The sequence below is a fragment of the Pseudomonas capeferrum genome, assembly GCF_013523055.1.
Lineage (GTDB): Bacteria > Pseudomonadota > Gammaproteobacteria > Pseudomonadales > Pseudomonadaceae > Aquipseudomonas > Aquipseudomonas capeferrum_A.
In genome coordinates, this window is sequence record NZ_JAAMQM010000011.1 from 41,189 (window position 1) to 66,541 (window position 25,353).

20 protein-coding genes and 1 pseudogene are annotated in these 25,353 nt (G+C 61.0%); 11 read left to right on the top strand and 10 right to left on the bottom strand.

Annotated features, from left to right (window positions below; translation table 11 throughout):
• Positions 1-62: 62 nt before the first annotated feature.
• Positions 63-1,391, top strand: coding sequence for an MFS transporter (locus G7009_RS13815; RefSeq protein ID WP_181130635.1), 1,329 nt, complete (start codon positions 63-65; stop codon positions 1,389-1,391).
• A gap of 102 nt (positions 1,392-1,493) precedes the next feature.
• Positions 1,494-2,627, top strand: coding sequence for an aminotransferase class V-fold PLP-dependent enzyme (locus G7009_RS13820; RefSeq protein ID WP_181130636.1), 1,134 nt, complete (start codon positions 1,494-1,496; stop codon positions 2,625-2,627).
• A gap of 171 nt (positions 2,628-2,798) precedes the next feature.
• On the opposite strand, the gene G7009_RS13825 is transcribed toward G7009_RS13820, so the two are convergent.
• Positions 2,799-3,452 carry a LysR family substrate-binding domain-containing protein gene (locus G7009_RS13825; RefSeq protein WP_308813328.1) on the bottom strand — a complete coding sequence of 218 codons (654 nt, stop codon included), beginning with the start codon at positions 3,450-3,452 and terminating at the stop codon, positions 2,799-2,801.
• A gap of 108 nt (positions 3,453-3,560) precedes the next feature.
• Positions 3,561-3,692: pseudogene (locus G7009_RS28035) on the bottom strand (LysR family transcriptional regulator); the annotation flags it as partial.
• A gap of 98 nt (positions 3,693-3,790) precedes the next feature.
• Here G7009_RS28035 and G7009_RS13830 point away from each other — a divergent pair.
• The 3 genes from G7009_RS13830 to G7009_RS13840 are packed head-to-tail and all read left to right on the top strand — an operon-like array spanning position 3,791 to position 7,858.
• Positions 3,791-5,272: a sodium/glutamate symporter gene (locus G7009_RS13830; RefSeq protein WP_308813326.1), complete on the top strand. Its 1,482-nt coding sequence runs from the start codon at positions 3,791-3,793 to the stop codon at positions 5,270-5,272.
• Positions 5,269-6,897, top strand: coding sequence for an amidohydrolase (locus G7009_RS13835; RefSeq protein ID WP_181130638.1), 1,629 nt, complete (start codon positions 5,269-5,271; stop codon positions 6,895-6,897). The genes G7009_RS13830 and G7009_RS13835 overlap by 4 nt, the downstream gene beginning before the upstream one ends.
• Positions 6,884-7,858, top strand: coding sequence for a CobW family GTP-binding protein (locus tag G7009_RS13840; RefSeq protein WP_181130639.1), 975 nt, complete (start codon positions 6,884-6,886; stop codon positions 7,856-7,858). Before G7009_RS13835 ends, G7009_RS13840 begins: the two co-directional genes overlap by 14 nt.
• 357 nt (positions 7,859-8,215) lie before the next feature.
• Here the strand turns inward: G7009_RS13840 and G7009_RS13845 are convergent, their stop codons facing one another.
• Complete coding sequence (locus G7009_RS13845) at positions 8,216-8,464, bottom strand: hypothetical protein (RefSeq protein ID WP_181130640.1); 249 nt, start codon at positions 8,462-8,464, stop codon at positions 8,216-8,218.
• A 215-nt stretch (positions 8,465-8,679) separates the two neighbouring features.
• Between G7009_RS13845 and G7009_RS13850 the strand changes: the two genes are divergently transcribed.
• The 3 genes from G7009_RS13850 (at position 8,680) to G7009_RS13860 (ending at position 11,846) form a co-directional block, all read left to right on the top strand.
• Complete coding sequence (locus tag G7009_RS13850; RefSeq protein WP_181130641.1) at positions 8,680-9,660, top strand: AAA family ATPase; 981 nt, start codon at positions 8,680-8,682, stop codon at positions 9,658-9,660.
• A 19-nt stretch (positions 9,661-9,679) separates the two neighbouring features.
• A complete protein-coding gene (locus tag G7009_RS13855) occupies positions 9,680-11,407 on the top strand; it encodes a cobaltochelatase CobT-related protein (protein WP_181130642.1) in 1,728 nt (575 codons plus the stop codon).
• 169 nt (positions 11,408-11,576) lie between these two features.
• Positions 11,577-11,846, top strand: coding sequence for a hypothetical protein (locus G7009_RS13860; protein ID WP_181130643.1), 270 nt, complete (start codon positions 11,577-11,579; stop codon positions 11,844-11,846).
• Between the two features lie 416 nt (positions 11,847-12,262).
• Here G7009_RS13860 and G7009_RS13865 read toward each other — a convergent pair whose 3' ends face one another.
• On the bottom strand, positions 12,263-13,693 hold the full coding sequence (locus G7009_RS13865) for an amino acid permease (protein WP_181130644.1): 1,431 nt from the start codon (positions 13,691-13,693) through the stop codon (positions 12,263-12,265).
• 211 nt (positions 13,694-13,904) lie between these two features.
• Between G7009_RS13865 and G7009_RS13870 the strand changes: the two genes are divergently transcribed.
• Positions 13,905-14,267, top strand: a complete 363-nt coding sequence (locus G7009_RS13870; protein WP_258197941.1) for a formylglycine-generating enzyme family protein — start codon at positions 13,905-13,907, stop codon at positions 14,265-14,267.
• A gap of 243 nt (positions 14,268-14,510) precedes the next feature.
• Here G7009_RS13870 and G7009_RS13875 read toward each other — a convergent pair whose 3' ends face one another.
• A complete protein-coding gene (locus tag G7009_RS13875) occupies positions 14,511-16,685 on the bottom strand; it encodes a TonB-dependent siderophore receptor (RefSeq protein WP_181130646.1) in 2,175 nt (724 codons plus the stop codon).
• A 270-nt stretch (positions 16,686-16,955) separates the two neighbouring features.
• Between G7009_RS13875 and G7009_RS13880 the strand changes: the two genes are divergently transcribed.
• Positions 16,956-17,648: a type 1 glutamine amidotransferase domain-containing protein gene (locus tag G7009_RS13880; protein WP_181130647.1), complete on the top strand. Its 693-nt coding sequence runs from the start codon at positions 16,956-16,958 to the stop codon at positions 17,646-17,648.
• Positions 17,649-17,803: 155 nt separating this feature from the next.
• Here the strand turns inward: G7009_RS13880 and G7009_RS13885 are convergent, their stop codons facing one another.
• The 3 genes from G7009_RS13885 to G7009_RS13895 all read right to left on the bottom strand — a co-directional run bounded on the left by G7009_RS13885 (position 17,804) and on the right by G7009_RS13895 (position 21,435).
• Complete coding sequence (locus G7009_RS13885; RefSeq protein ID WP_308813327.1) at positions 17,804-18,634, bottom strand: amino acid permease; 831 nt, start codon at positions 18,632-18,634, stop codon at positions 17,804-17,806.
• 429 nt (positions 18,635-19,063) lie between these two features.
• Positions 19,064-20,407 carry an MFS transporter gene (locus G7009_RS13890; protein WP_181130648.1) on the bottom strand — a complete coding sequence of 448 codons (1,344 nt, stop codon included), beginning with the start codon at positions 20,405-20,407 and terminating at the stop codon, positions 19,064-19,066.
• Positions 20,408-20,475: 68 nt separating this feature from the next.
• Complete coding sequence (locus G7009_RS13895; RefSeq protein ID WP_181130649.1) at positions 20,476-21,435, bottom strand: 2-hydroxyacid dehydrogenase; 960 nt, start codon at positions 21,433-21,435, stop codon at positions 20,476-20,478.
• 100 nt (positions 21,436-21,535) lie between these two features.
• Here G7009_RS13895 and G7009_RS13900 point away from each other — a divergent pair, with 100 nt between their 5' ends.
• Positions 21,536-22,423 carry a LysR family transcriptional regulator gene (locus G7009_RS13900; RefSeq protein ID WP_181130650.1) on the top strand — a complete coding sequence of 296 codons (888 nt, stop codon included), beginning with the start codon at positions 21,536-21,538 and terminating at the stop codon, positions 22,421-22,423.
• A gap of 56 nt (positions 22,424-22,479) precedes the next feature.
• On the opposite strand, the gene gudD is transcribed toward G7009_RS13900, so the two are convergent.
• Both gudD and G7009_RS13910 read right to left on the bottom strand, forming a co-directional pair.
• The gene (gene gudD, locus G7009_RS13905; RefSeq protein ID WP_375139558.1) at positions 22,480-23,853 is read right to left on the bottom strand and encodes a glucarate dehydratase; all 1,374 of its coding nucleotides are present in this window, start codon (positions 23,851-23,853) and stop codon (positions 22,480-22,482) included.
• Between the two features lie 18 nt (positions 23,854-23,871).
• Positions 23,872-25,224, bottom strand: coding sequence for an MFS transporter (locus tag G7009_RS13910; RefSeq protein WP_181130651.1), 1,353 nt, complete (start codon positions 25,222-25,224; stop codon positions 23,872-23,874).
• Between the last annotated feature and the right edge of the window lie 129 nt (positions 25,225-25,353).

Genomic DNA, 25,353 nt, shown 5'->3' on the forward strand with positions numbered 1-25,353 from the left:
ATTGAAAGTAGCGTGCCGCACGCGCTTACCCTCCATATAAAGACAACAATAGGAATACTCACATGTCCACGCCCAACCCCGTGCGCAAGGTGGTTATCGCGAGTGTTATAGGCGCCACCATTGAGTGGTACGACTTCTTCCTCTATGGCGTCGTCGCCGGTGTTGTATTCAATCATCTGTACTTTCCGAGCGATGACCCTCTGGTCTCTACCATGCTGGCCTACGTCACATTCGCCGTCGGTTTTCTCAGCCGTCCTATCGGCGGTGTGATTTTCGGTCATTTCGGCGACAGGATTGGACGAAAAAGCATGTTGATCATGACCATGATGATCATGGGCGTGGCCACCTTTCTCATTGGTCTGGTACCCAGTTACGACAGCATCGGTATCTGGGCACCGATCCTTCTACTGCTGCTGCGCATCGTCCAGGGCATCGGCCTTGGTGGCGAATGGGGTGGCGCAGTGCTGATGGCTTTCGAGTACGCGCCAAAACATAAGCGCGGTTTCTACGCCAGCCTGCCGCAGATCGGCCTGGCAATCGGCTTGTGCCTGGCCTCTGGTGTGGTGGGACTTCTGTCCTACGTCCTGACTGACGCACAGTTTCTCGAGTGGGGCTGGCGCATCGCTTTTCTGCTCAGCGCAGGCCTGGTGTTCGTCGGTACCTGGATTCGTCTGAACGTGATGGAAAGCCCTGAGTTTGCCAAGGTCAAAGCGGCCAACGCCGAAGCTGCCATTCCGTTCGTTGACATGATGAAGCGTTACCCCAAGAACGTACTGGCCGGTATGGGCGCGCGCTACATCGACGGCGTGTTCTTCAATGTGTTCGGCGTATTCTCGCTCAGCTACCTGACCCAGACACTCAACCTGCCACGTTCCGAAGCATTGATCGGGGTGATGGTGGCGGCGGTGGTGATGTGCTTTACCATCCCGATGTTCGGGGCCTTGTCCGATCGTATCGGCCGCACCCGCGTGTACTTCTGGGGTTCGCTGATCACCGCCCTCTGCGCCTTTCCGGCCTTCTGGCTGATGATGACCAGCAATGGCGACATGTTCATTATCTGGATGGCCATCGTGGTTCCCTTCGGTATTTTTTACGCTGCGATCTACGGCCCTGAGGCGGCAATGTTCTGTGAACTGTTCGACGCTAAAGTGCGCTACACCGGCATCTCTTTCGTCTATCAATTCTCCGGCATCTTCGCCAGCGGCCTGACCCCGATGATCGCCACCGCATTGATGCGAAGCAGTAATGGGCAGCCATGGACTACCTGTCTTTACGTGCTGTTCGCAGGCGCCATCAGCGCTTACTGCGCCTGGTGGATCGGCAAGCGCAAAGGCCCTCGGAGGACGAAAGAATTCAACGTTGACTCGCGCACCATACTCCCAAACCCATAAGTGCGCCTGGCTGGTACTGCAATCCAACCTCGGGCAACCTTGTCATTTACCAAGGCTTAGGGCAGGGTCGATACATTGAGATTTCTGCCACAGGAGTCACACATGTCAAAGCTATATCCCAGTATCGATCCCGAGGGGCTGATCGAGTATTCGGTGGTCTACACCGACCGCTCGCTCAACCACATGTCGCAGTCGTTCCAAGGGGTGATGAACGATATTTCCAGCACCCTCAAACAGGTCTATAACGCCCACGCGGTTGCGGTGGTTCCTGGTAGCGGCACCTTCGGCATGGAAGCCGTGGCTCGACAGTTTGCCAGCGGACAGCAGTGTCTGGTGATACGCAACGGCTGGTTCAGTTATCGCTGGAGCCAGATCCTCGATATGGGCAACATCCCGGCGGCCACCACGGTGCTCAAAGCCCGACCGATCGAGGACGGCCGCCAAGGCGCCTTCGCCCCACCACCACTGGACGAAGTGCTGGCAACCATTGCGGCGCAGAAGCCGCAGGTGGTCTTCGCCCCCCATGTCGAAACCTCATCGGGAATGATCCTGCCCGATGATTACCTGCGCACCGTCGGCGACGCCGTGCATGCGGTGGGAGGCCTGTTCGTGCTGGACTGCATCGCCTCGGGCGCACTGTGGGTCGACATGCAGGCGTGCGCCATCGACCTGCTGATCAGTGCGCCGCAAAAAGGCTGGAGCGCGTCCCCTTGCTGCGCCTTGGTGATGTTCAGCCCCTTGGCCCTCGAGCGCATCGAGCAGACGCAAAGCAGCAGCTTTGCCTGTGACCTGAAGAAATGGCTGCAGATCATGCAGGCCTACGAACAGGGTGGGCACGCCTACCACGCGACCATGCCCAGCGATGCCCTGGCGCGTTTTCGCGATGTGATGAAAGAGACCCAGGCCTACGGCTTCGACAAGGTCTGCGGCGAACAGCAGAAACTCGGCGACCGGGTACGCGCGCTGTTGACCGCCAAGGGGATCAAGAGCGTGGCCGCAGCTGGCTTCCAGGCCCCTGGCGTGGTGGTCAGCTATACCGACGATGCCGAGATCAAGAGCGGAAAGAAATTTGCCTCGCACGGTCTGCAGATCGCTGCTGGAGTGCCGCTGCAATGCGACGAGCCGGCCGACTTCCAGACCTTCCGCATCGGCCTGTTCGGACTCGACAAGCTGCACAATATCGAGCGCACGGTCAGCACACTTGAACATGCGCTGGATGAGGTCATGCGCAGCTGAGCCACTTGTCTACGCTGAGGCAGCAGGCTCCCTGTCCCAAGAGGGAGCCGAGCGCAGGCAAGCTCCCCCTGAGTGCCCGCAATCAAAGCTGTCGCACAACCTCCTTGCGTGCGCAAACCCTGTGATGTCCACCGTCTGTATCGATTCCAGGCCAAGGCAGGCGCGGTGCATTCAGCACGACGGCGCCCAATGCCTGAGGAAGTCGATGAATTTTTGCTGAACCGGCGTCACCGACGTTTTCAACCAGGTGGCCAACGTGCAGATCCGGGCATCCACCCCCTTCAGCGGGATTAGTACCACGCCCTTGCGATTGAAATTACCCGCACTTTCCAAGTGGACAGTAACACCGATATTGGCCGCAACAAATCCAAACACACCTTCGCTGTTGTATGCCTCTTGCACGACATCAGGCAGAAACCCGGCACTGATGCAAAGCGCATCGAGCTGTCTACGATAGTGCGACCATTGGCTCATTACACCCAATACGAAAGGCTCTTGCGCAAGATCCGACAACATCACCTCGGTCTGTTCAGCGAGCGGGTGGTTCTGCGGCAACACCGCGACAAAGCGATCACGCTGCACTTCGATGCTGTCGATATCCGGATCCAGGAAGGGCCCGGTAATAAAAGCGAACTCGATGACACCGTCCTTCAATAGTTCGAGCTGCTGCTGGGTCGAACCATAAACCAGGTCGGCTTTGATCTGTGGGTAGCACCGGTGAAAGCCGTCGAGGATGGTCGGCAGCTGTCCGGAGACCGCGAAATCGGTATAGCCGATACACAGTTGGCCAATCTTGCCGGCACCGGCCTTGCGTGCCTGATGCACGGCGCTGTCCAGCCGCTCGAATACCATTCGGCTTCCCTCGAGGAAAACCCGACCTGCTTCGGTCAACTCGACCCGGCGATTACTGCGCGACAACAGCACCTCGCCAACCGCTTCCTCCAGCTGCTGAATAGTTCGGCTCAGGGCCGGTTGCGCCAGGTTCAGGCGCTCAGCCGCCCGGCGAAAGTGCAGTTCTTCGGCAACCGCCTCGAAGGCTCGCAGATGACGCAAATCGATTCGCACATTAATACCCAATAGGCATCATTCGTTATCGAACCGATATTATACAGGTCACATTCAATCCTCTACCCTCACGCTAAGTAACCCAGCTGAAAGTTGCAGTGGTGCCGGACGTGCGAACGTCGACTCACCATTCAAAAGACATAATAAATATAAAAAGAGGGTTGATGATGGAAAGCACATTCCACGGAATAATCGCTTTTGCCCTACTGGCCAGCATGCTGCTGTTGGGCAGCATCCTGCGCAACCGTATTGGCCTGTTTCGCAACTCGCTGGCTCCGGCCAGTATCCTCGGCGGCATGCTCGGGTTCGCGCTGTTATCGTTCGAGCTGATACCCGGCTTTGAAGCGGGTGATTTCGAGAGCCTGACTTTTCACTTTTTCACCCTGAGTTTCATGTCTCTGTGCCTTACCGGAAAAAGCAAAGACGCCTCACTTTCAGGAGGCAGCGTAGTGCGCGGCGGCCTTTGGCTCACGCTGATCTGGACGATCAGCCTGGGATTACAGGGCGTGGTCGGCTATCTGGTCATCAGCGGCTATGACGCCCTGACTGGCGCCAGCGTCAGCGAGTGGCTCGGAGCAATTGTCACTCACGGCTTTACTCAAGGCCCGGGCCAGGCGCTGACCTATGGCGGAATCTGGGAGAAGGAATACGGGATTGAAAATGCCGCTCAGGTCGGCATGATTTACGCTTCCCTCGGCTTTCTGGTGGCCTTTGTGGTCGGCGTACCGGTGGCCAACAACTTTATCCGTCGTGGTCTCAATGCCAACCGCGCCTCGAATATCGATGGGGACTTCAAATCCGGGTTTTACAGCGGGACAAAAATACCGGGCAACGGCCATATGGTCTCGCACCCGGCCAATCTCGACTCACTGGCCTATCACCTGGGACTGCTCGGCGTTGCCTATCTGATTACCTACGTCTGGCTGAGCTTCATGCAGGTTCAGATCAAGGATTTCTCAGCCGGCGGCATCAACCTCTCGGTCCTGTTCAGCTATAACCTGTTTTTCCTTCACGGCCTGGCTGTTTGCGTGCTGCTGCGCCTGGGGATCGACCGTTTCGGCCTGTCGCACCGGGTCGATGACGAAACCCTGAAACGCATAACCGGTTCATCCGTCGATTTCATGGTGGTCGGTACCCTGATGAGCATCAAGTTTGCTGTGCTCTATGCACTGCTGACGCCAATCCTGCTGGTGACGGCTACCGTCACTCTGGTCACCCTGATCGGCTGCCTGTATCTCGGCCGCCTGAGCGGTGTCCTCGGACCGGAGCGGGCCATTACCGCCTTTGGTTGCTGCTGCGGCTCGACCGGCACTGGCCTGCTGCTGTTACGCATGATGGATGCCAATTTCAGTACATCAGTGCCCAAGGAACTCGCCTTCTTCAATCTGGCGATCATCTTCACCACCGCCCACATCCTGTTCTTCTTCGCTCCGCTAGTGCCTTCGCTGGGTGGGTGGCATTACCTCATGGTGTTCGGTGGCACGGCGCTGCTCTTCCTCGCCTGCATTCCACTGCTGATGAAATTTAGAACGAGTGCCAATACCACGCTGGCCACTGGGGCCAAGGAGTCCTGCCGATGAGCATTACCATCTTCAGCGCCAAGCGCATCCATACCATGAATCCGTCTCAGCCTGAGGCCACTCACATCGCGGTGCGCGACGGCCGCGTGCTTGGCGTCGGCCCGCTGGAGGCGATGCAGGAACTGGGCGACTACACGCTGGATCAGCGCTTTGCCGACAACATCATTATGCCGGGCTTCGTCGAAGGACATAGCCACGCCCTGGAAGGCGCGATGTGGAATTACCTCTATCTGGGATATTTTCACCGCATCGATCCTGAAGGCTTGCGCTGGGCTGGCGCCGACAGCATCACCACCATGCAACAACGCCTGCGGGAAGGCGCCGAGACGCTTGCGCCCGGTGAGCCGCTGATCGCCTGGGGTTTCGACCCAGTCTATTTCGAAGGTACGCGGCTCGATCGACACCTGCTGGATGCCGCCGTGCAAGACCGCCCTGTCGTGGTGATGCATGCAAGCCTGCACGTGATGACGGTCAACAGCCGGATGCTCCAGCAGTCTGGCCTTCACCAGCATCCAGGTATTGAAGGAATCATGCTCGACGCCCAGGGCCAGCCTAACGGCGAGCTGCAGGAAATGGCGGCGATGCATGCCATCTTCGAGACCCTGGGGGTGAATCTGTTTGAGGCGGTATCGGCCCCCAGCACCCTGCGACGTTATGCCCAGGTTGCCCGCAATGCCGGGGTCACGACCATCACCGATCTCTACAACCCCCTGACCGATGACGGGATCGCCGCGCTAAGACAAGTGACGGGCGAAGCGCACTTTCCAGTGCGCCTGGTGCCTGCCATGAGTGCCTTGGCCTGGTCGCCGGAACAGGGAGTCGAGCGACTGCTGCACTGCCTTGAGTTGGGCAACGACAAACTGCAGTTCGGCCTGGTGAAAATGATGACGGACGGTTCCATTCAGGGCTACACGGCGCGAATGAAGTGGCCTTACTACCACGACGGGCATGCCAACGGCATTTGGAATGCGCCTCCCGAAGCCCTGCAACGGATGGTACAGGTCTACCACCAGGCCGGGCTGCAGCTGCATATCCATACCAATGGCGACGAAGCGGTCGAACTGATGCTGGATGCGGTGGAGAGCGCCCTGGATCTGTGGCCGCGTGCCGATCATCGGCATACGCTGCAGCATTGCCAGGTGATTGACCATGCGCAACTACGGCGCACTGCGAAACTCGGCCTGTGCCTGAACATGTTTGCCAACCACTTGTATTACTGGGGCGATATCCACCGCCGACACACCTTGGGCTACGAACGCAGTCGCCGACTGGAGCCTCTCGCCTCGGCACGGCGCCTGGGCATAGTCACCGCGATCCACAGCGATGCTCCGGTCACTCCACTGGGGCCGCTATTCACCGCCTGGTGCGCGGTGATGCGAGAAAGCGCATCCGGCGAAGTGCTGGGTGTAGAAGAGCGAGTGAGTGTTGCCCAAGCACTGGAAATGATCACCCTTGGCGCGGCCTACACGTTGCGCCTGGACCACAAGGTCGGCAGCCTCGAGATCGGCAAATTCGCGGATATGGCTGTGCTCGATCAGGATCCGCTGACCATCGACCCGGCCCACTTGCGCAATATCCGCGTTCTGGCGACTGTGTTGGGAGGTGAGGTTCATGCCAACACCTGACCCGGTCCCTCTCACGGTCATCACCGGTTTCCTCGGAGCGGGCAAGACCACCTACCTCAATACGCTGATTCGACAGGGGCTGCCCCGCGACAGCCAGATCGTGGTGAATGACTTCGGCGATATCAATATCGATGCCGAGCTGATTGAGTACCGCGATGACCGGATCATACGGCTGGGCAATGGCTGTATCTGCTGCACCCTAGGAGGAACACTGGCGGAACAACTGGCCCAACTGCTGCGTTTGAAGCCGCGCCCTGGTGCCCTCTATATCGAAGCCAGCGGTGTCGCCGAGCCCGCGCGCATTGCGGATATTGCGCGGGTTTCCCGTCAGTTGAAGCTTGAGTCGGTGGTCTGCCTGGTCGATGCCAGCCAGATTTCCCATCATGCCCGGAACCGTTATACCGGCGACGTCTGGCGCGCCCAGATTACCGCCTGCACCCAACTGATCATCAATCGCCTGCCGGCGGACGACAGCATCGAATACGCGCACGCGCTGGACGTTCTTCGAGCGTTGAACCCCCACGCACTACAGGCACTCAACGACAGCTGGGGCCCAACCCCTGTAAACCCGGTGCCCGCGACTGATCGTCTCAAACCAATGCCGCCCCTTCCTTCCTTGGGCGAACCTGGCTGGCGTTCTGTGAGTTTGAACTACGCAAGCGCTATCGATGCGGCTCGGCTCGAACGATTGCTGCATGAATATGCCGATGTCGTCCTGCGCGCCAAAGGCATATTGGCTCGGCTCGATCGTAACGGGTCCCAGGTTCTGCAGCTAAGCGGGCGCAGCATCCGCTGGCTGCCGGCCACGCGCGCGGCAGCGGGCAACTATCTGGTTTGCATCGGTATCAAGGGCGCGCGCTTTGACGAGCTGAGCGCCGAACTGATGCAACTGGAATGCAATCAAGATCCAGTGACCCAAGGTTCGAAGACTGCAATGCCCGCCGACAGTCAGGCGCAGTAGTCCCAGGCCAGCCGGCCGCGACCTGTTGCGCCTGCGCCAAAGGAGCCGACTACCCCAACAGACTTAATGACAGACAAGATAACTGCCATGACCGACCTTGAGACGCTGAGGGAAATGGGCAGCAGCTCCTTCGAAATCATCTCCCGCTTCAGCTTGCGTCGCGAGCACGACCGCGCAGTTCCATTTCGGGACAGCACCGTCACAGTCAGGCATGGCCACCACTGATCGATCGCAGCCCGATGCTGCGCCCTGGCCGAACTAAAGCAGCTGACCGGTATCGGCGAATAACCACGCTCACCCGGTCGAGGCCAGGTTGGTGGCCCCGCAAGATAATGGAACAACTGAACCGATTCGACTTCAGGCGCTGGCCCGATCGTTCTGCTCCTGCATCAGGCTGGCCATCCTGCGACCGAACAGCTGAGCCAGCGCCTCGGGATCGCCCGCAGCTTCGTCCAACGCCTCGACTATGGCCTGCAACGTCGGTCGGGTCTTGGCCAGCAGTTCGTCGAGGTAAAACTGCGGCGTGACCTGAGTGTGCGCCTCGTAGCGGCGAAATAGCGCGAGCAACTGCGGGTCCAGCTTGATCGTCAGCGTATCGTTGGACATCTGATGGCCTCTCAAGAGCATTCGGCGGCGACCGCCGTTCGGTTATTCACTGGCACCATCCTTGGCCGTCACCGCCATGAACCATAGAGCCAGTTTTCGCCCGACAGTGGCGCCAGCCACCACTGGCCGCATCAGGCGCCGGTATCTGGTCCCACTCCGGCTCCGACCCCGCCTCTAGAATCATGACTTCTACTCGCGGCCCAAAGGCGACACTCATGACCGACCTGAACATCGAACCCGCCAGCCGTCTTGTCCCCGCCCGGGAGTTGTTCGATATCGACTCCAGCCTGCGCGTCCCCGTGTTCCTCACCCCCAACGAGCAAGTGCCGGAAATCGATCCGGCTTACCGCTTCAACCCGCAAGTAACGCTGGCGATCCTTGCAGGCTTCACCCGCAATCGCCGGGTGATGCTGCAAGGCCTGCACGGCAGCGGCAAGTCGACCCATATCGAGCAGGTCGCTGCGCGGCTCAACTGGCCTTGCACCCGCGTCAACCTTGACGGTCATATCAGCCGCCTGGACCTGATCGGCAAGGACGGTATTGTCCTGCGTGACGGTAAGCAGGTAACCGAATTCCAGGAAGGCATCCTGCCCTGGGCACTGCGTCGGCCCATGGCACTGATCTTCGATGAATACGACGCCGGCCGCCCGGACGTCATGTTCGTCATCCAGCGCATCCTCGAACGCGACGGCAAGCTCAACCTGCTCGACCAGAACCAACTGATCCATCCGCACCCCTCGTTCCGACTCTTCGCCACTGCCAACACCGTTGGCCTGGGTAACCTGAACGGGCTGTACAACGGCACCCAGGTGCTCAATCAGGCGCAGCTGGATCGCTGGAATATAGTCGCCACCTTGAACTACCTGCCCCAGGCTGAAGAAGTCGCGATAGTCGCCGCGCGGGTGCCGCACCTGCTCGCCCGCCACGGTGAGGGTTTCCTGGCGCAGATGGTGGCGGTGGCTGACTTGACCCGCCAAGGCTTCGCCGCGGGTGACCTGTCGACCCTGATGTCGCCTCGCTGCGTGATCTCCTGGGCAGAAAACATGGAGATTTTCAGCGATCCGGCGCTGGCCTTCCGCCTGTCGTTCCTCAACAAATGCGATGAAGCAGAGCGGCCAATCGTCGCCGAATACTACCAACGCTGTTTCGACCAGGAGCTGACCGAATCGGCGTTTCCTTTGCTGGCACTGGCCTGAACTCGCACAGGAAACTCCCATGAGCCAGCCGCCACGGCGCGAAAAACGCCAGCAACAACTCGAGGAACTCTGCGCAGCGACACTGCGGGCGCTGTCCGGTGAGCGACACGTGCGCTACCGCGGCGGCCGTCTGGAAGTCCAGGAGCGGCACGTCCCGGTGCGTGCGCCGCATCTGCACCCGGACCCCGAGCGCGATCAGAGTCTGGCCTGGCGCGGGGTGGCTGACAGCCTGGCGTTGCGCTTGAAACACAGCGATCAGGCACTGGTCAGCCAAGTCCTCCCGACGCAGCCCATCGCGCGCCTGGTCTTCGAACTGCTCGAGCAACTTCGCGTCGAGTCGCAGGTGGCCGACTGTCACCCCGGCGTGCGGCGCAATCTGTTGCAGCGTTTCGAGCAGTGGAGCCAGCAGTTTCTCGACGCTGGACAGGCCGAGGGACACGTCGGCCTGCTGCTCTTCACCCTGGCGCAGATGAGCTGGATTCTGCTGTGTGGCGGCCGCGTCGGGGAACAGACGGAGATGCTCATTGAAGCGCCACGCCTGAGCCTGCTCGGTCATTTCGGCGCGGCCTTCGGTAGGTTGCGCCGCTGTCGCCATAACCAAGCGGAGTTCGCCGGGCATGCGTTGTTGATTGCCGCCAAGGCCCAGGAATTGATCGAGCAACTCGATGCCGAACTGTTCGGTAACGACGAGCGCAAGGCCTCGAAAGTCGCCGAAAAGACTCATCGGGCCTTCGCCCTGTTACTGGACGTGGATCAGGATGGCGAGGGTGACGTCAGCACCAGCGGTGCTGCTCAAGGTAATCCGCGAGACAGCAACAACGCCTTTACTTATCAGGTATTCAGCCGCGACTACGATTGCGAGCGTAACGCCGCCAGCCTGGTACGGCCCCAATTGTTGCGCGAACTGCGCCAGCGCCTGGACCGTCGCCTGGCCGGCCAGGGCCTCAATCTGCCCCGCCTGGCCAAGCGCCTGGGTGCCCTGTTGGCAGCGCCTCGTCGAGATGGCTGGGCCTTTGCCCAGACCGACGGACAGATCGATGCCGGCCGCCTCAGTCGCCTGATCATCAGCCCCGAACAACGCGAGATTTTTCGCCACGAGCATGAGCGCCCGCACAGTGATTGCCTGGTCAGTCTGCTGATCGACAACTCCGGCTCCATGCGCAACCACATCGAAAGCGTCGCCTTGCTGGCTGACGCCTTCAGTCGTGCCCTGGAACTGGCTGGCGCTCGCAGTGAAATCCTTGGCTTCACGACCGGCCAATGGAACGGCGGGAGCCTTTTGAAGCGCTGGCGCGGCATGGGCCAGCCAGCCAATCCGGGAAGACTCAACGCGCTTAGCCATCTGGTCTACAAGGATGCCGAAACGTCCTGGCGCCGCGCCCGGCCGAACATTGCCGCGCTGCTCAAGTCCGACCTTTTTCGCGAGGGTATCGACGGCGAGGCGCTCCTCTGGGCGCGTCAGCGGCTGCTGCAGCACGACGCACGACGGCGCATTCTGATCGTCATCTGCGACGGCTGCCCGATGGACAGCGCCACCCACCAGGCCAACCAGCAGGACATCCTCGACCTGCACCTCAAGCACGTGACGCGGCAGATCGAGCAGGAGGGCAGCATCGAGTTGTACGCCCTCGGCGTCGGCCTGGACCTGAGCCTCTATTATCGCCGGAGCCTGGAGCTTGATTTGTCGCGCAGCTTGGACAATGCCGTATTCGACGAAATCCTGCGTCTGCTCAACGGCCGCCACTGAGCCCGATGATGCCTCCCCGGCGGGGGGCGATCGGTGCGGTCCTGCTAATCCTCAGCTTTGGTGTACCTCCTGTCGCGTCTGCTCGGCCTGGACTTCGGATTCGGATTCGGCATGCTCAGGGCGGCAGTGTGGACATCTTCGGCGCTTACGCGGAACTGGCGATTCAGACGTGTTGCCGCAGAACAAGAGCGCTGAGCACAACACCCTCTTCACCGTGATCTGCGTCGCCGCGTTGAGCAACCTGGCGATGATCATCTATCTGATCGTTGCCAAGCGTTTGGAATGGGATGCTCATCAGGTCAACGTCGTTTCGCAGTCGTTGCTGCTGCGTCGACGCAACACCGGCAAAGTCCCGCGGCGGGCTCTGCCATCGGCCTTGTTCACCATGTTCTTAGTGGTGTTCGTCGGCATCAACAGCAGCGACTTGGCTGCTGCCTGAGGTCAGACGTTGGCGCTAGACATATCACTCTGGCGCCTGTTATCGCCATTTCCACGCCGGGCATGAAGATTTCGATCAAGGCGTTGCTCGCGCTTGGCTAGCGCCCGGCGAGCTTGCTGGTAGCGGAAACGACCTTTCTTGAGGTTTTGATCCTGCTTACCCTCAAGTTCCGCGTTTGAAAGGCATCTAGGCGAGCCTGATCCTGCGTTGTGTCCGACAGCGCACGGCGTTCTTCGTTGTACGGGGCGAGGCGTCATTGGATCCCCGCCTTCGCGAGGACGACGGCGAATCACTTCACACTGTCCTCCTCCATACGCGTCACCCCATGACCCAGGTCACCGCGGCTTTCGTGGGCTCGGCCGAGCCGGGCGATATTACTGCGCAGAGGCCGAACGCACTCAAGCGAGTCGCAACGGCTAGCTGTTCGCCGGTACGACCTCCGGCAGGCCCTTGATCCGCCGCCAAATGCTGCGACTGATGAACGCCAATAGCAGAATCGCTAGGCTGACTACGCCCAATGCCAGCGGCATGCGTTGCTCTGGTATGAAGGCCATGCCGGTGACTATGCCGAGCATGCCAAAGATGGCGACGTAGGTCAGGTAGGGATAGCACCACATCCGAACCTTGAGTTTCTCCGGCGCCTCGCGTTCCAGCTTCGCGCGCAGGCGCAGCTGAGACAGGGCGATCAGTACATAGACGAAGATCGCCACGGTGCCATAGGAGTTGACCAGAAAGGCGAAGATGGTGTCCGGCGATATGTACGACATGATCACCGACAGATAGCCGAACAGCGTGCCGAAAAAGATTGCGCGGCGCGGCACGCCGCGCGCGGACAGCTTGGCCAGGCTGCGCGGTGCGTCGCCGCGTTTGGTCAGTGCGAACAGCATGCGCGAAGACGCATAGATGCCTGAATTGAGACAGGACAGCACCGCCGTTAGCACGATGGCGTTCATCACGTGCGCGGCCCAGTCGAAGCCCATGGCTGCCAGAGCGCTGGAATAGGGCGTGAGCATGGCGGGCGAGTCCCAGGGAACCAGGGTGACCACCAGCAGGATCGAGCCGACATAGAAGAACAGAACGCGGGTGATCACCGAGTTGGTGGCCCGCGCGACCGAGCGTACCGGATCGGCAGATTCGGCGGCAGCCACGGTGACGATCTCCGCGCCGAAGTAGAATCCGGTCGCGGCCACCGCGCCGGTAAGCACTGGGCCGATGCCGTTGGGCATGAAGCCGCCGTGACTGAGCATCGAACTCAGCCCATGGTGGGTTTCGGTCGGCCACATGCCTAACAGATACAGCCCGCCCAGAAGCAGAAAAACCAGGATTGCCGCGACCTTGATCGAGGAGAACCAGAACTCGAACTCGCCGAAGGAGGCGACCGAGCACAAGTTAGTGAAGGTCAGAATGATCATCAGCGTCAGGCTGATGGCCCAGGCCGGTACCTCCGGCAACCAGAACTGAATGAGCGAGGCGCCAGCCACGGCCTCCACTGCGACGACGATCACCCAGAAATACCAATACATCCAGCCGGAGAGGAAACCGGCCAGTTGGCTTGTCTGTGGATGATCGGCCCAGGCCATGCGCGCATATTCGTAAAAGGATCCGATGGTCGGCAAGGCGCAGGCCATTTCGCCGAGCATGCGCATGATCAGTATGACCAGTACGCCGGTGACCAGAAAGGAAAGCAGGGCAGCGGGCCCTGCAGACTGGATGACCACGCCGCTGCCGACGAACAGGCCGGCACCGATGACACCACCCAGAGCGATCATAGCCATGTGACGTTGCTTGAGTCCCGATTGCAGGCCGCCGTTGGAGTTCTCCGATCGGGTTTGTTGAGGTACGGACATGCTGCTCACCCCATTTCGTTATTATTTTAGGTTTGAAAGTCAGTACAGAAGCAGTCGTTCATCGATCCTTCATGGTATGGGGAGCGAATCTGGCTGCCTGCGCAGTGTCTTCCGGGAGTGCAGAACTTTTTAGGACCAATTGCGGCGCGCTGCTGGAGCCACGCCGGGACATTCGGCGGCGGGCGATCAGCGCGAGTAGTTCGTTGAAAACCTGACTGTTCAACGACGAAGACAGGCAGGGCTTGTTCGAATCCCTTCAGGCAGATGCCTGATGGGGACGAAGCATCATTATCCTGAAGAGGCTCCGGAGCGCTGGGAAGTGGTGACGGGATGCCACATTCACATTGGCCCTGTTACTAACGCTATGTTTGCTGCTTTTGTTTCCAAGACAGGCTATGTAACTCAGGCAGAGCGACCACTGGCTCCTCGCGCTTACCCTGGTGTCTCGCCGCACTTGCTGCAGCCGGCATCGTTGGTGTTCACACCGCCAAGCGAGCCTGTCAGCCTCGACGACGTCAGACGGTGCCACAGGCCATGGATACCACTTCTTCGCATATCGGCTTTCGATGCGTAATACGACGGAAGCCTGATAGCGCAGTGGATTGACAGGCATAGCCAGCGAGGCGCTCGGTCGACAGTCGCGCATCGATCTCAGCGAGCAGTCATTGCCGATACTGATGAAACGATACCTGGAATCGGAGGGCTGAATACCAGCTCCATCGTCTATTCGGCTCCAGAATAACCAAAAGGGGACAGATCTGAAATCTGTCCCCTTTTGGATTGCGGGCTGCAAGATGCATCCTTGCCCCAGCTCAAATCAGAAGCTGTACTTGGCCGTCAGCATCAGATTCCGCGGATTCCCATAGCTATCCCCCCCATAGCTCGCCGAATTGGCGATAGCCGAGTAATACTTACGATCAAACACATTATTCGCATTCAGCTGCAGATCCAGATTCTGATTCACCCGATAACCCGCCATCAGATCGGTAATCGCATACCCACCCTGCTCCAACCGATAGCTGCCGCCGTCAGCCAAGTCGACATCGTTATACATCCGGCTCTGCCACGAAACATTCCCCCCAACCCGCAGTTTCTCCAGCGCCCCCTGGAAGCGGTAGCTGGTCGTCAGCTTGAACAGATGTTCCGGCATGTCCGTATCGAACCGCTGATTCACATTCTCAGGGTTCGCATCATCCTTGGTGGTATGCGTTCGGGCATAGGTATACCCACCTCCCACTTGCCAGTTCTCGGTCAACGCCCCCTGCAGTTCGATATCGATCCCCTGGCTGCGTATTTCCCCGGAAGCCTCATAGCAGCTCGCCTGCGGGCAATTCGGCACGAACACCTGCACGGCGCGGTTTTCCTGATCGACACGGAACAACGCCAGGCTCGCGTTCAACGCACCGTCGAAGTATTCACCCTTGATCCCGATCTCGTAGTTCTTGCCCACGATCGGTCTGACCGGGGTACCGGAGGTGTCTTTTTCGCTCTGCGGGGTGAAGATGTCGCTGTAGCTCAGGTAGACCGAGTGATGGTCGTCCAGGTCGTAGATCAGGCCGGCATAGCGGGTGACGTTGCGGGTAACCTTGTAGTCGCCCTCGCCATCGCGGTTGTCGTAGTCATACCAGTCCAGGCGCCCGCCGAGGATCAGCTTCAGCGGGTCGGCCAGACTCAGACGGGTGGTCATGTAGACGCCATCCTGGGTGGTGACTGCGCGGTCGTTGCCGGTATGGACGAAGTCAGGCTTGCCGGCATTGATCGGCCAGTTCGTGTCGTACGGGGAGTAGTTGTGGGTGGTCATGTCGTAGATGCGCTTGCTGGCACCCATCACCAGTTCATGCGTGCGCCCGAACGCCTGGAACGGGCCGCTGACGAAGGCGTCCACACCGGCCTGGTTTTCATCGTGGGCGGACTGGTAGACGGTCCGGGCCAGCGTGTTGTTTACCCAGCGCGACTGGTAGGACCCGGAGAACAGCGCGTTCTGTTCGGCGTAGCTGGCGTTGACCTGGAGCTGCCAGTCATTGGCCAGGCGATGACGCACTTCGGCGAAGAGGGTGTTGATCTCCTGGTCCTTGTTCTCCCAGTCGGTACCGGGGTTGTACGAACGCGGCAGGTCCAGGTGATGGCCGTCGAGGCCGATCATCGAACTGCCCCAGAAGTAGTTGGTCTTGTCCTTCTGGTGGGAGAAGCCGAGGGTCAGGGTGGTGTCTTCGCTCAGGTCCGCCTCGGTGACGGCGTAGAACAGGTTGTGGTCTTCCTCCACGTCGTCGATGAAGCTGTTGGCGTCGCGGTAGGAAGCCACTACCCGGCCGCGCAGGGTTCCGCTGTCGTTGAGTGGGCTGGAGGCATCGATCTCGCCGCGGTAATCGTCCCAGCTGCCGACGGCGCCGGTCAGGGTGACGCTCTGCTCGGCCAATGGCCGCTTGCGGACCAGGTTGATTGCCGCCGAGGGGTTGCCTGCGCCGGTCACCAGGCCGGTGGCGCCACGCACGACCTCGACCCGGTCGAACATCGCCAGGTTCGGTTGGGCGCCGACCGTCACGCCCGAGTAACCGCTGGGGATGCCGTCGTACATGAGGTTGTCGATGTCGAAGCCGCGCGCCGAATAAGCCTGTCGGCCAGGGCCGTTGGCGAAGTTGAGGAACAACCCAGGGGTGGCGGCGACCACGTCATTGATGCTGGTCATGGCCTGGTCGTCCATGCGCTGGCGCGTTATCACGGTGACGGCCTGGGGTGTTTCACGCAGGGTCAGCGGCAGCTTGGTCGCGGTCGACATGGCGCCGGTGGTATAGGAACTGGAGCCTTCGGTGGTGCTGCCCAGTTGAGTATTGATGATTTCCGTGGCGCCCAATTCCAATGTGGTTGGCTTGGACGTGTCCTGTGCCTCGCTGCTTTCTTCGGCCAAGGCCGGGGTCAAGGTGGCCATGCAGATGGCCATGGCCAAGAGATTGCGTGACGGGCTGAAATGCTGCAGCGAGGTCGTGCGTGACATGGTCAATTCCTGTAAGAGGTGTCGCTTATGATTATGAGAATTATTACCAGTTATTTTGTCAGGATTTTTCACGTCAAAAAAGCGGTATGTGAAAAATTTGTGAGTTGCGGCCGCTGACCGTTCGTATGAGCGCTGCGAGCGGCTCCACGAGTAGGCGGTAAGCCATCCACTCTCGAGCAATCCTCTTGAACGTCCGCCCAGGCGCAGCCTCATAAAGTGAGAAAGGGCAACGCGCCGCGCTGCCTCGTCACGACTGGAGGACAGGCTCACATGAAAATCCTGATGGTTCTTACGTCTCACGATCAGTTGGGTGATACCGGCAAGAAAACCGGTTTCTGGCTGGAGGAATTCGCCGCGCCCTACTACGCCTTTGTCGATGCCAAGGCCGAGATCACCCTCGCCTCGCCCAAGGGTGGCCAGCCACCGCTGGACCCGAAAAGTGACGAAGACGACGCTCAGACCGAAGCCACTCGACGTTTCCGCGGGGATACGAAAGCCCAGGCAGCGTTGGCCAACACCTTCCCGCTAGGCGAAGTCGATCCCTATGATTTCGATGCCGTGTTCTACCCCGGTGGCCATGGCCCACTGTGGGACCTGGCCGAGGACGTGGACTCGAAGACGCTTTTGGAATCCTTCTACGCGTCCAATAAACCGGTGGCGGCCGTGTGTCACGCGCCTGGCGTCCTCAAGCACGTCATGGCTCCGGATGGCGGTGCCGTGGTGAAAGGCAAGAAGGTAACCGGCTTCAGCAACTCCGAGGAAGAAGCCGTGGGTCTGGCCCAGGTGGTGCCATTCCTGGTGGAAGACATGCTCAAGCATGCAGGCGCCGAGTATTCCAAGGCTGACGATTGGGCGAGCTATGTCGTGGAAGATGGGCACCTGATCACCGGGCAGAACCCCGCCTCTTCCAAGGCTGTCGCCCAGGCGCTGCTGAAGCGGCTCGAACAGGAACAAAAGGCCTGAGTCCGGGCTGCAGGGGTGGGCTGTGGTGGTGACGTGCAGGCGACGTATAGGCAACGGCTGGTGACGGGTTTGGTCATGTCATCTGCTGGGTTGCTTATGGCCTCATCGCGGGACTAGCCCGCTCGCCACCGGGCGCGTCGTCTTCGCTACACCGCCTACCGGTGGCGAGCGGGCTGGTCCCGCGATGAGGCCATAAGCCCCGACGCAAGGCACGCACCTACAGAGGGCATGCCTTGAGCGCTATAAGACTTCAGAACCCCGGCGAACCGACCGTCACCGCTCTTGCATGCGCACGCGAAGTCACAATCCCGATAAACGAAATCACGATCGCCAGCCCCAGCGTCGCGCTGACTTCCGCGCGGTGCGCTTCGATAAACATCATCACCCCCCAGGGCGCAGCTGATGAAGACGATCACCGCCCAGGTCAGCCAGGGGAACAGCCACATGCGAAAGCCCAGTTCGACGTTCTCGCGCTCCAGCCGAGCGCGCATGCCCAGCTGGGAGATGGCGATCACCAGGTACACCAGCAAGGCAATGGCCCCGGAGCTGGCCAGCAGGAACTCGAACACTCCGGCGGGCGCGAAGAAGTTGAGAATGGCGATGCCCGCGCCGATCAGGGTGCTGCCGAACACCGCCGCGCGCGGTACGCCGACCGACGATGGCTGCTTCAGCATCGCCGGTGCCTGGCCCCGCTTGGCCAGCGAATAGAGCATGCGCGAAGCGATGTAGATGGACGAGTTCATGCAACTGGCCACGGCGATCAGCACCACCAGCTCGACCAGAAAGGCCGCGTAGGGGATGTTCATCAGCTCCAGCGCCCGCGGATAGGAGCCCAGGACCGCAAGCTGCGGGTCGTTCCACGGCACCACGGAGATGATCACGAAGATCGAGAGGATGTAGAAGGTGCTGATCCGCCAGATGACCGAGCGCGTCGCCTTGGCGATGTTGCGCGAGGGGATGTCGGATTCGGCGGCGGCGACGGTCACCGCCTAGGCGCTTGGACTGCGCCGCGACTGTTGGACATCCTGTGGCACAACGCAGGCCCTTGCAGGCGCTGGCTTGCCCTGCGAACGAGCCCGAAGGGCTCGCCTGGTAATGCTGAAACTCCTCTCATCCTGATGGTTGTGGGAACCGGATTGCCTGCATTCAGTGCACCCACGACTATCGTGCTTGGTGAGCAATCTTCATTACCAGGCGAGCCCTTCGGGCCCGTTCGCAGGGCAAGCCAGCGCCTACAAGGGCCTGCGTCGTGCCTCCGGATGTTCACCATTCGAAGTGGAGACCATTGGCCTGGGTTGTGCCTCCGGATGTTCAACGGTCGGGGGTAGTTCACTTTGATCACATCTGCTGAATGCACGCTACCGCTTGCAAAAAAAAGCCCCGGATAACCGGGGCTCTGTTGCTCAGGCGTCTGCCTACGCCTGTCCAGTGCGCTCGAAGCGCGTGGCCAGCAACAGGTAAGCGAAGATCGCCAGCACGCCATGGGCGGCGACGAACCAGAGTGCGTTGTGGAACGAACCGGTAGTGGCGACGACGAAGCCGATCACCAATGGTGTGATGATCCCGGCGATATTGCCGATGCCGTTGAACACCCCGCCGCAGAGGCCGACCATTTTCTTCGGTGCGACATCCGACAATACGGCCCAGCCGACCGCAGCGAAGCCTTTGCCGAAGAAGGCCAGCGCCATCAGCATGATCACCGCCGAGTTGGCATCCACGTAGTTGGCCAGCACCAGCGTGGTGGACAGGCCCATGCCCAGGACGAACGGTGTCTTGCGCGCCTTGGAAGGATGCACGCCACGGCTGATCAGCCAGTCGGAGAGGAAACCGCCAAGGATACCGCCGGTGAACCCGCAGATGGCCGGCAATGCGGCGACCCATCCGGCCTCCATGATCGTCATGCCGCGCCCCTTGATCAGGTAGATCGGGAACCAGGTGATGAAGAAGTAGGTCAGCGCCGTGATGCAATACTGGCCCAGGTACAGCGCCCAGAGATTGCGGCTGGTGAACAGCTGCAGCACATCGGCGCGGGTCGGCTTGCTCTTGGCGGTCTTGCGCTCGTGCTCCAGGTCGACGAGGGCACCACCCTCCTTCATGTAGTCGAACTCCTCGCGCGACAGCCCCGGCGCATTGTGGGGCTCATGGTACAAGCGGAACCAGACCACGCTCAGCACCAGGCCCAACGCCCCCATCCAGATGAACACGTGCTCCCAGCTCAGGGTATGGGTCATCCAGGCCATCAACGGCGCGAACACGACCACCGCCATGTACTGCGCGGAGTTGAACAGTGCCGAGGCCGTACCGCGTTCGCGAGTAGGGAACCAGCAACTGACGATCCGCGAGTTGGCCGGAAAGGCGGGCGATTCGACCAGGCCCAGCATGAAGCGCATGGAGAACAGCGCCACCGCCGCCGAGACGCCTGCCAGCCCCATCCACCCGACCGTTCCTTGCAGCAAGGTGAAGAGCGACCAGAGGATCAGGCTGACGCCGTACACCCGCCTGGCGCCATAACGGTCCAGCAGCCAGCCGCCCGGTACCTGCCCCAGCGCGTAGGCCCAGGCAAAGGCCGAGAAGATCAAGCCAAGCATGACCGGGTCCAGGCCCAGGTCGCTGAGCACCTCGGTGCCGGTGATGGACAAGGTGGCACGGTCCGCGTAGTTGATGACCGTGATGATGAAGATCAGCGCAAGGACGAGAAAGCGGTGGCGACCCACGGCACTTCGCTCGACCGGCGTGGCGACGGCGGACTTGGTATTCATGATGACCCTCGTGCTTCTCGGCGGAAGCGATTGTTCTTGTCAGGAGGAAATGGCAGCGGAAGGCCCCGCTAGCCGCGCACTACCCGATGGGGTGGCAACTCGCCACGGAAGCAGGCCTCGAGGTTGAGCAGGACCAGCCGGCCCATCTCCAGGCGGGTCTGCAGGGTGGCGCTGGCGCGGTGCGGCTGCAGGCTGACCTGGTCCAGGTCGCACAGCGCAGCGGGGACATGCGGTTCATCGACGAACACATCCAGCCCGGCGCCCGCGATACGTCGTTCGCGCAACGCCTCGACCAAGGCTTCCTCGTCCACCAACTTGCCGCGCGCGACATTGATCAGGTATCCGTCGGGCCCTAGCGCATCAAGCACCTCGGCGGTGACGATGGCCTTGCCGTCGTCCGCCGAAGCCGCGAGCACCAGCACATCCACCGAACGCGCCAGCGCTTGCAGGTCGCCCACGAAGCGATAGCCGCACTCCGGCTGCTCGCGCAGATCGGTGTAGGCGATGCGCATGTCGAAGGCCGCGGCGCGTCGGGCGATGGCATGCCCTACCCTGCCCAGGCCGACGATTCCGAGCTCGATACCGCTGACCTTGCGCGCCAGCGGCAGGTTGACCCGGCCCCACTGGCCATGTCGCACCAGCCGTTCGCCTTCGCCCAGGCGGCGCAAGGTCGAAATGATCAGGCCCATGGCCATGTCCGCCACGTCATCGGTGAGCACGCCGGGAGTTGTGGTGACATGAACGTTGCGAGCCGCCGCATGCGCCAGGTCGACCGCATCGGTACCGATGCCGCTGATGGCGATGATTTCCAGCGCGGGCAGTTGGTCCATCAAAGCGTTGGACAGGCCTTTGGCGCCGCCGGTAACCACGCCACGAATCGATGCGCCGACTTCCTCGAGCAAGCGCTGCGGTTGATCTTGCTGGTACAGGCGGTGGACCCGGTAACTCTGTATCAGACGTGCATCGATAGCCTCTGGTACGGGCTGAGTCAGTAGCAGATCAATGGCCTTATCATTGTCGTTGTTCATGGCAGGTATCCGACGATTCAGAAAAGTAGTCCAGATGCTAGGCCAGCAATTGATACCGGTCTAATATAGATACTGGATCGAATAATTCAGGAATTGAATCATGGAACTTCATCAACTTCGCTGCTTCGTGGCGGTGGCCGAGGAGCTGCACTTCGGTCGAGCCGCTGCACGCATGCACATGACTCAGCCGCCTCTGAGCCGACAGATCCAGTTGCTGGAACATGGGCTGGGGGTTCTGTTGCTCGAACGCAACAACCGGCAGGCACGCCTTACCCTTGCCGGGCAGAGCTTCCTGACGGACGCCCGGCGGGTATTGCAGACAGCCGAGCTGGCCGCGCAGTCGGCACGCCGCATCGCCAACGGCGAATCGGGCCGATTGACCCTCGGCTTCACCGCCGTGAGCGCCTACAACATGATTCCGCAGCTGTTGATCCACGCTGCGCAAGCGCTGCCGGACATCGACCTGGTGCTGAGCGAGCAGGTGTCGAGCCGTCAGGTGCATGATCTGGAAACCGGCCTGATCGACCTCGGCTTCGTTCGCCAAGTGGTGCCCAGCGCCCGGGTCGAGTACCTGCCCATTCGCAGCGAGCCCTTCGTGGCCGCATTGCCAGCCGATCATCGCTTGGCCGATCAGGCGCATCTGGTTCCGACGGACTTCCATCAGCAACCCTTCGTGATGTACACCGACAGCGACGGCCGTTACTTCCACGACCGCATCGCCAATCTTTTCGCGCGCCACCAGGTGCAGCCCAGCTATGTCCATCAACTGGGCCAGACCCACTCGATCATCGGCCTGGTCAATGTCGGTCTTGGATGCGCCGTGGTTCCGGCTTCCGCCCAAGCGCTGCGCATGGAGCATGTGGTGTACCGTCCGCTGCTGGAGAACGACCAGCAGGCGGAGGTCTTCCTGGCGTTCTGTGGCGATAACCCGAATCCGGTACTCGGCGCCTTCATCGACATGACCCGCCGTTTCTTCAGCGCTCCATGAAGCATGCCCAGCCGAGGGTAACCCTCGGCTGCCGCGGCCCAGGACAGGATCCGGGATCAGCGCACCAGGCAAGGACGCTTGTTGTCGAAGCTCCACCCCGGGATCAGGTACTGCATGGCCACGCTGTCGTCCCGCGCACCCAGGCCCATGTTCCGATAGCACTCATGGGCCTTGGCCAACTGGTCTTCATCGAGCTCGACGCCCAGCCCCGGGCGCTCCGGCACGCGGACGTGACCATCGATGATGCGCAGCGGGTCGCGAGTCAGGCGTTGGCCATCCTGCCAGATCCAGTGGGTGTCGATGGCCGTGATCTCGCCCGGCGCGGCGGCGGCGACCTGGGTGAACATGGCCAGGGAAATGTCGAAATGGTTGTTTGAGTGCGAGCCCCAGGTCAGACCCCAGTCATGGCACATCTGCGCCACCCGCACCGACCCCTGCAAGGTCCAGAAATGCGGGTCGGCGAGCGGGATATCCACCGCCTGCGACTGGATCGCGTGGCCCATCTGCCGCCAATCGGTGGCGATCATGTTGGTGGCGGTCGGCAGGCCCGTGGCCCGTCGGAACTCCGCCATCACTTCGCGTCCCGAATAGCCCTCTTCCGCGCCACAAGGGTCTTCGGCGTAGGCCAGGACATCATGCTGGTCGCGGCACAAGGCGATGGCCTCTTTCAACGACCAGGCTCCATTGGGATCGAGGGTGATACGCGCCTCGGGGAAGTATTCGGCCAAGGCCGTGACCGCCTCGATTTCCTCTTCACCGCGCAGGACGCCACCCTTGAGCTTGAAATCGCTGAACCCATAGCGGTTCTTGGCGGCCTGGGCCAGGCGTACCACCGCTTCCGGCGTCAGCGCTTGCTCGTGGCGTACGCGGAACCACTCGTCATCGGCGTCGGCCTCGTTGCGATAGGCCAGGTCGGTGCGGGTGCGATCACCGATGTAGAACAGGTAGCCGAGCATCTTCACGGCGTCGCGCTGCTGACCCTCGCCCAACAGGGCCGCCATGGGCACGCCCAGGTGTTGGCCCAGCAGGTCTAGCAGGGCCGCCTCCATCGCCGTGACCGCGTGCACGGTGATACGCAGGTCGAAAGTCTGCAGGCCGCGGCCACCCACGTCACGGCTGGCGAAGGTCTGGCGCATGCTGTTGAGTACACGCTGGTAATGGCCGATCGGTTGGCCGACTACCAGGCTGCGCGCATCTTCAAGGGTCTGGCGAATCTTTTCGCCGCCTGGCACTTCACCCAGTCCGGTGTTGCCGGCACTGTCCCGCAGGATCACCACGTTGCGGGTGAAATAGGGACCGTGAGCGCCGCTGAGATTGAGCAGCATGCTGTCATGGCCCGCCACTGGCACCACGCGCAATTCGGTGACTACCGGCGTGTCGGCGTGACGTGGGCCGAGGCTGGCGGGAGCTGAGATCGTCTGCATGTTCATGAGGTCGTTCCTGCAAGGTCAGTGGGTCTGGCTCATGGCCGATTGCGGCTTGAGGTCGTTGGAAGCGGCGTCCTTGGGACGGGTCCGCACGAAGAACACGGCGATCGCTGCCAGCACCGACGTCACCGCCAGGCCGTAGAGGCCGCCTTGGATCGAGCCGGTATGCTGCTCGAGCAGACCGAAGGTGGTCGGCGCAACGAAACCACCGAGATTGCCGACCGAGTTGATCAGGGCAATGACTGCCGCGGCGACGCGCGCGTCGAGGTAGCCCTGCGGGATCGGCCAGAACAGCGACGAGGCCGACTTGAAGCCAATGGCCGCAAAGCACACGGCAACGAAGGCGAATACCGGCCCGCCCGTGGTCGAGAGGAACATGCCGGTCGCCGCGACGATCAGCGCACACGCCACCCAGGCTTGCTGAAAACGCCAGCGGGCAGAGCCTGCGGCGAAGGCGTACATGGCGATGATCGAGATCAGCCAGGGGATGGAGTTGAAGAAGCCGACCTGCAGATCGCTGAGGTCGCCCATGCGCTTGATAATGCTCGGCAGCCAGAAGGTCGCGGCATAGATGGTCAGCTGGATGCAGAAGTAGGTCAGGCAGAACAGCACGATCTGACGATCCTTGAGCAAGGCCCAGGACGAGGTCTTGACCACGCCTTTTGCTTCACGCTCACGCTGCTCGCGGTCGATGGTATCGACCAGTGCATCTTGTTCCTCGCGGGTCAGCCACTTGGCATCGTGCGGCTTGGAGTCGAGCCAGAACCAGACGACGAAGCACAGCGCCACCGAGAACATCCCTTCGATGAACAGCATCCATTGCCAGCCATGCATGCCCAACCCCTGGATCTGCATCAACGCCCCGGCCAGCGGGCCGGAGATCAGCGACGCCACGGCCGAGCCGCTGAGGAAGATCGCGATCGCCTTGCCGCGCTCGGCGCCTGGCAGCCAACGGGTGAAGTAATAGATGACGCCCGGGAAGAAGCCTGCTTCGGCGACGCCGAGCAGAAAGCGCAGGACATAGAATTGGGTCTCGGTCTGCACGAACGCCATGGCCGTCGCGACCAGTCCCCAGGTGAACATGATCCGGGTGAGCCAGATCCGTGCGCCGACGCGCTGCAGGAGCATGTTGGAGGGGACTTCGAACAACGCGTAGCCAATGAAGAACAGACCTGCGCCGAGCCCATAGGCTGCGGTGCTGATGCCCAGATCGCTCTCCAGATGCGGACGGACGAAGCCGATATTGACGCGATCGAGGTAGTTGACGATGAACATGATGACGAACAGCGGCAGGACATGACGTTTGACCTTGGCCACCGCGTTGACGAGCGTATCGGGATTGCGAGGCACAGCAGTACCCTGGGTGTCGCTCATGGCGTATCTCCCACTATTGTTTTTGTGCGGGTCTTGTTGGTGTTTCCGTCAGGCGGTGAGGCAGACCGCCCAATAGTCTTCTATCGCTTGGGCAAGACCAAGGCGAGGTCGTGCCGGACAGGTCGGCGC

What these genes read in the sequence shown, in the direction of transcription:
- G7009_RS13815 (WP_181130635.1), top strand. Translation starts at nt 63, where the DNA reads ATGTCCACGCCCAACCCCGTGCGCAAGGTGGTTATCGCGAGTGTTATA.
- G7009_RS13820 (WP_181130636.1), top strand. Translation starts at nt 1,494, where the DNA reads ATGTCAAAGCTATATCCCAGTATCGATCCCGAGGGGCTGATCGAGTAT.
- G7009_RS13835 (WP_181130638.1), top strand. Translation starts at nt 5,269, where the DNA reads ATGAGCATTACCATCTTCAGCGCCAAGCGCATCCATACCATGAATCCG.
- G7009_RS13840 (WP_181130639.1), top strand. Translation starts at nt 6,884, where the DNA reads ATGCCAACACCTGACCCGGTCCCTCTCACGGTCATCACCGGTTTCCTC.
- G7009_RS13845 (WP_181130640.1), bottom strand. Translation starts at nt 8,464, where the DNA reads ATGTCCAACGATACGCTGACGATCAAGCTGGACCCGCAGTTGCTCGCG.
- G7009_RS13850 (WP_181130641.1), top strand. Translation starts at nt 8,680, where the DNA reads ATGACCGACCTGAACATCGAACCCGCCAGCCGTCTTGTCCCCGCCCGG.
- G7009_RS13855 (WP_181130642.1), top strand. Translation starts at nt 9,680, where the DNA reads ATGAGCCAGCCGCCACGGCGCGAAAAACGCCAGCAACAACTCGAGGAA.
- G7009_RS13865 (WP_181130644.1), bottom strand. Translation starts at nt 13,693, where the DNA reads ATGTCCGTACCTCAACAAACCCGATCGGAGAACTCCAACGGCGGCCTG.
- G7009_RS13875 (WP_181130646.1), bottom strand. Translation starts at nt 16,685, where the DNA reads ATGTCACGCACGACCTCGCTGCAGCATTTCAGCCCGTCACGCAATCTC.
- G7009_RS13880 (WP_181130647.1), top strand. Translation starts at nt 16,956, where the DNA reads ATGAAAATCCTGATGGTTCTTACGTCTCACGATCAGTTGGGTGATACC.
- G7009_RS13890 (WP_181130648.1), bottom strand. Translation starts at nt 20,407, where the DNA reads ATGAATACCAAGTCCGCCGTCGCCACGCCGGTCGAGCGAAGTGCCGTG.
- G7009_RS13895 (WP_181130649.1), bottom strand. Translation starts at nt 21,435, where the DNA reads ATGAACAACGACAATGATAAGGCCATTGATCTGCTACTGACTCAGCCC.
- G7009_RS13900 (WP_181130650.1), top strand. Translation starts at nt 21,536, where the DNA reads ATGGAACTTCATCAACTTCGCTGCTTCGTGGCGGTGGCCGAGGAGCTG.
- gudD (WP_375139558.1), bottom strand. Translation starts at nt 23,853, where the DNA reads ATGAACATGCAGACGATCTCAGCTCCCGCCAGCCTCGGCCCACGTCAC.
- G7009_RS13910 (WP_181130651.1), bottom strand. Translation starts at nt 25,224, where the DNA reads ATGAGCGACACCCAGGGTACTGCTGTGCCTCGCAATCCCGATACGCTC.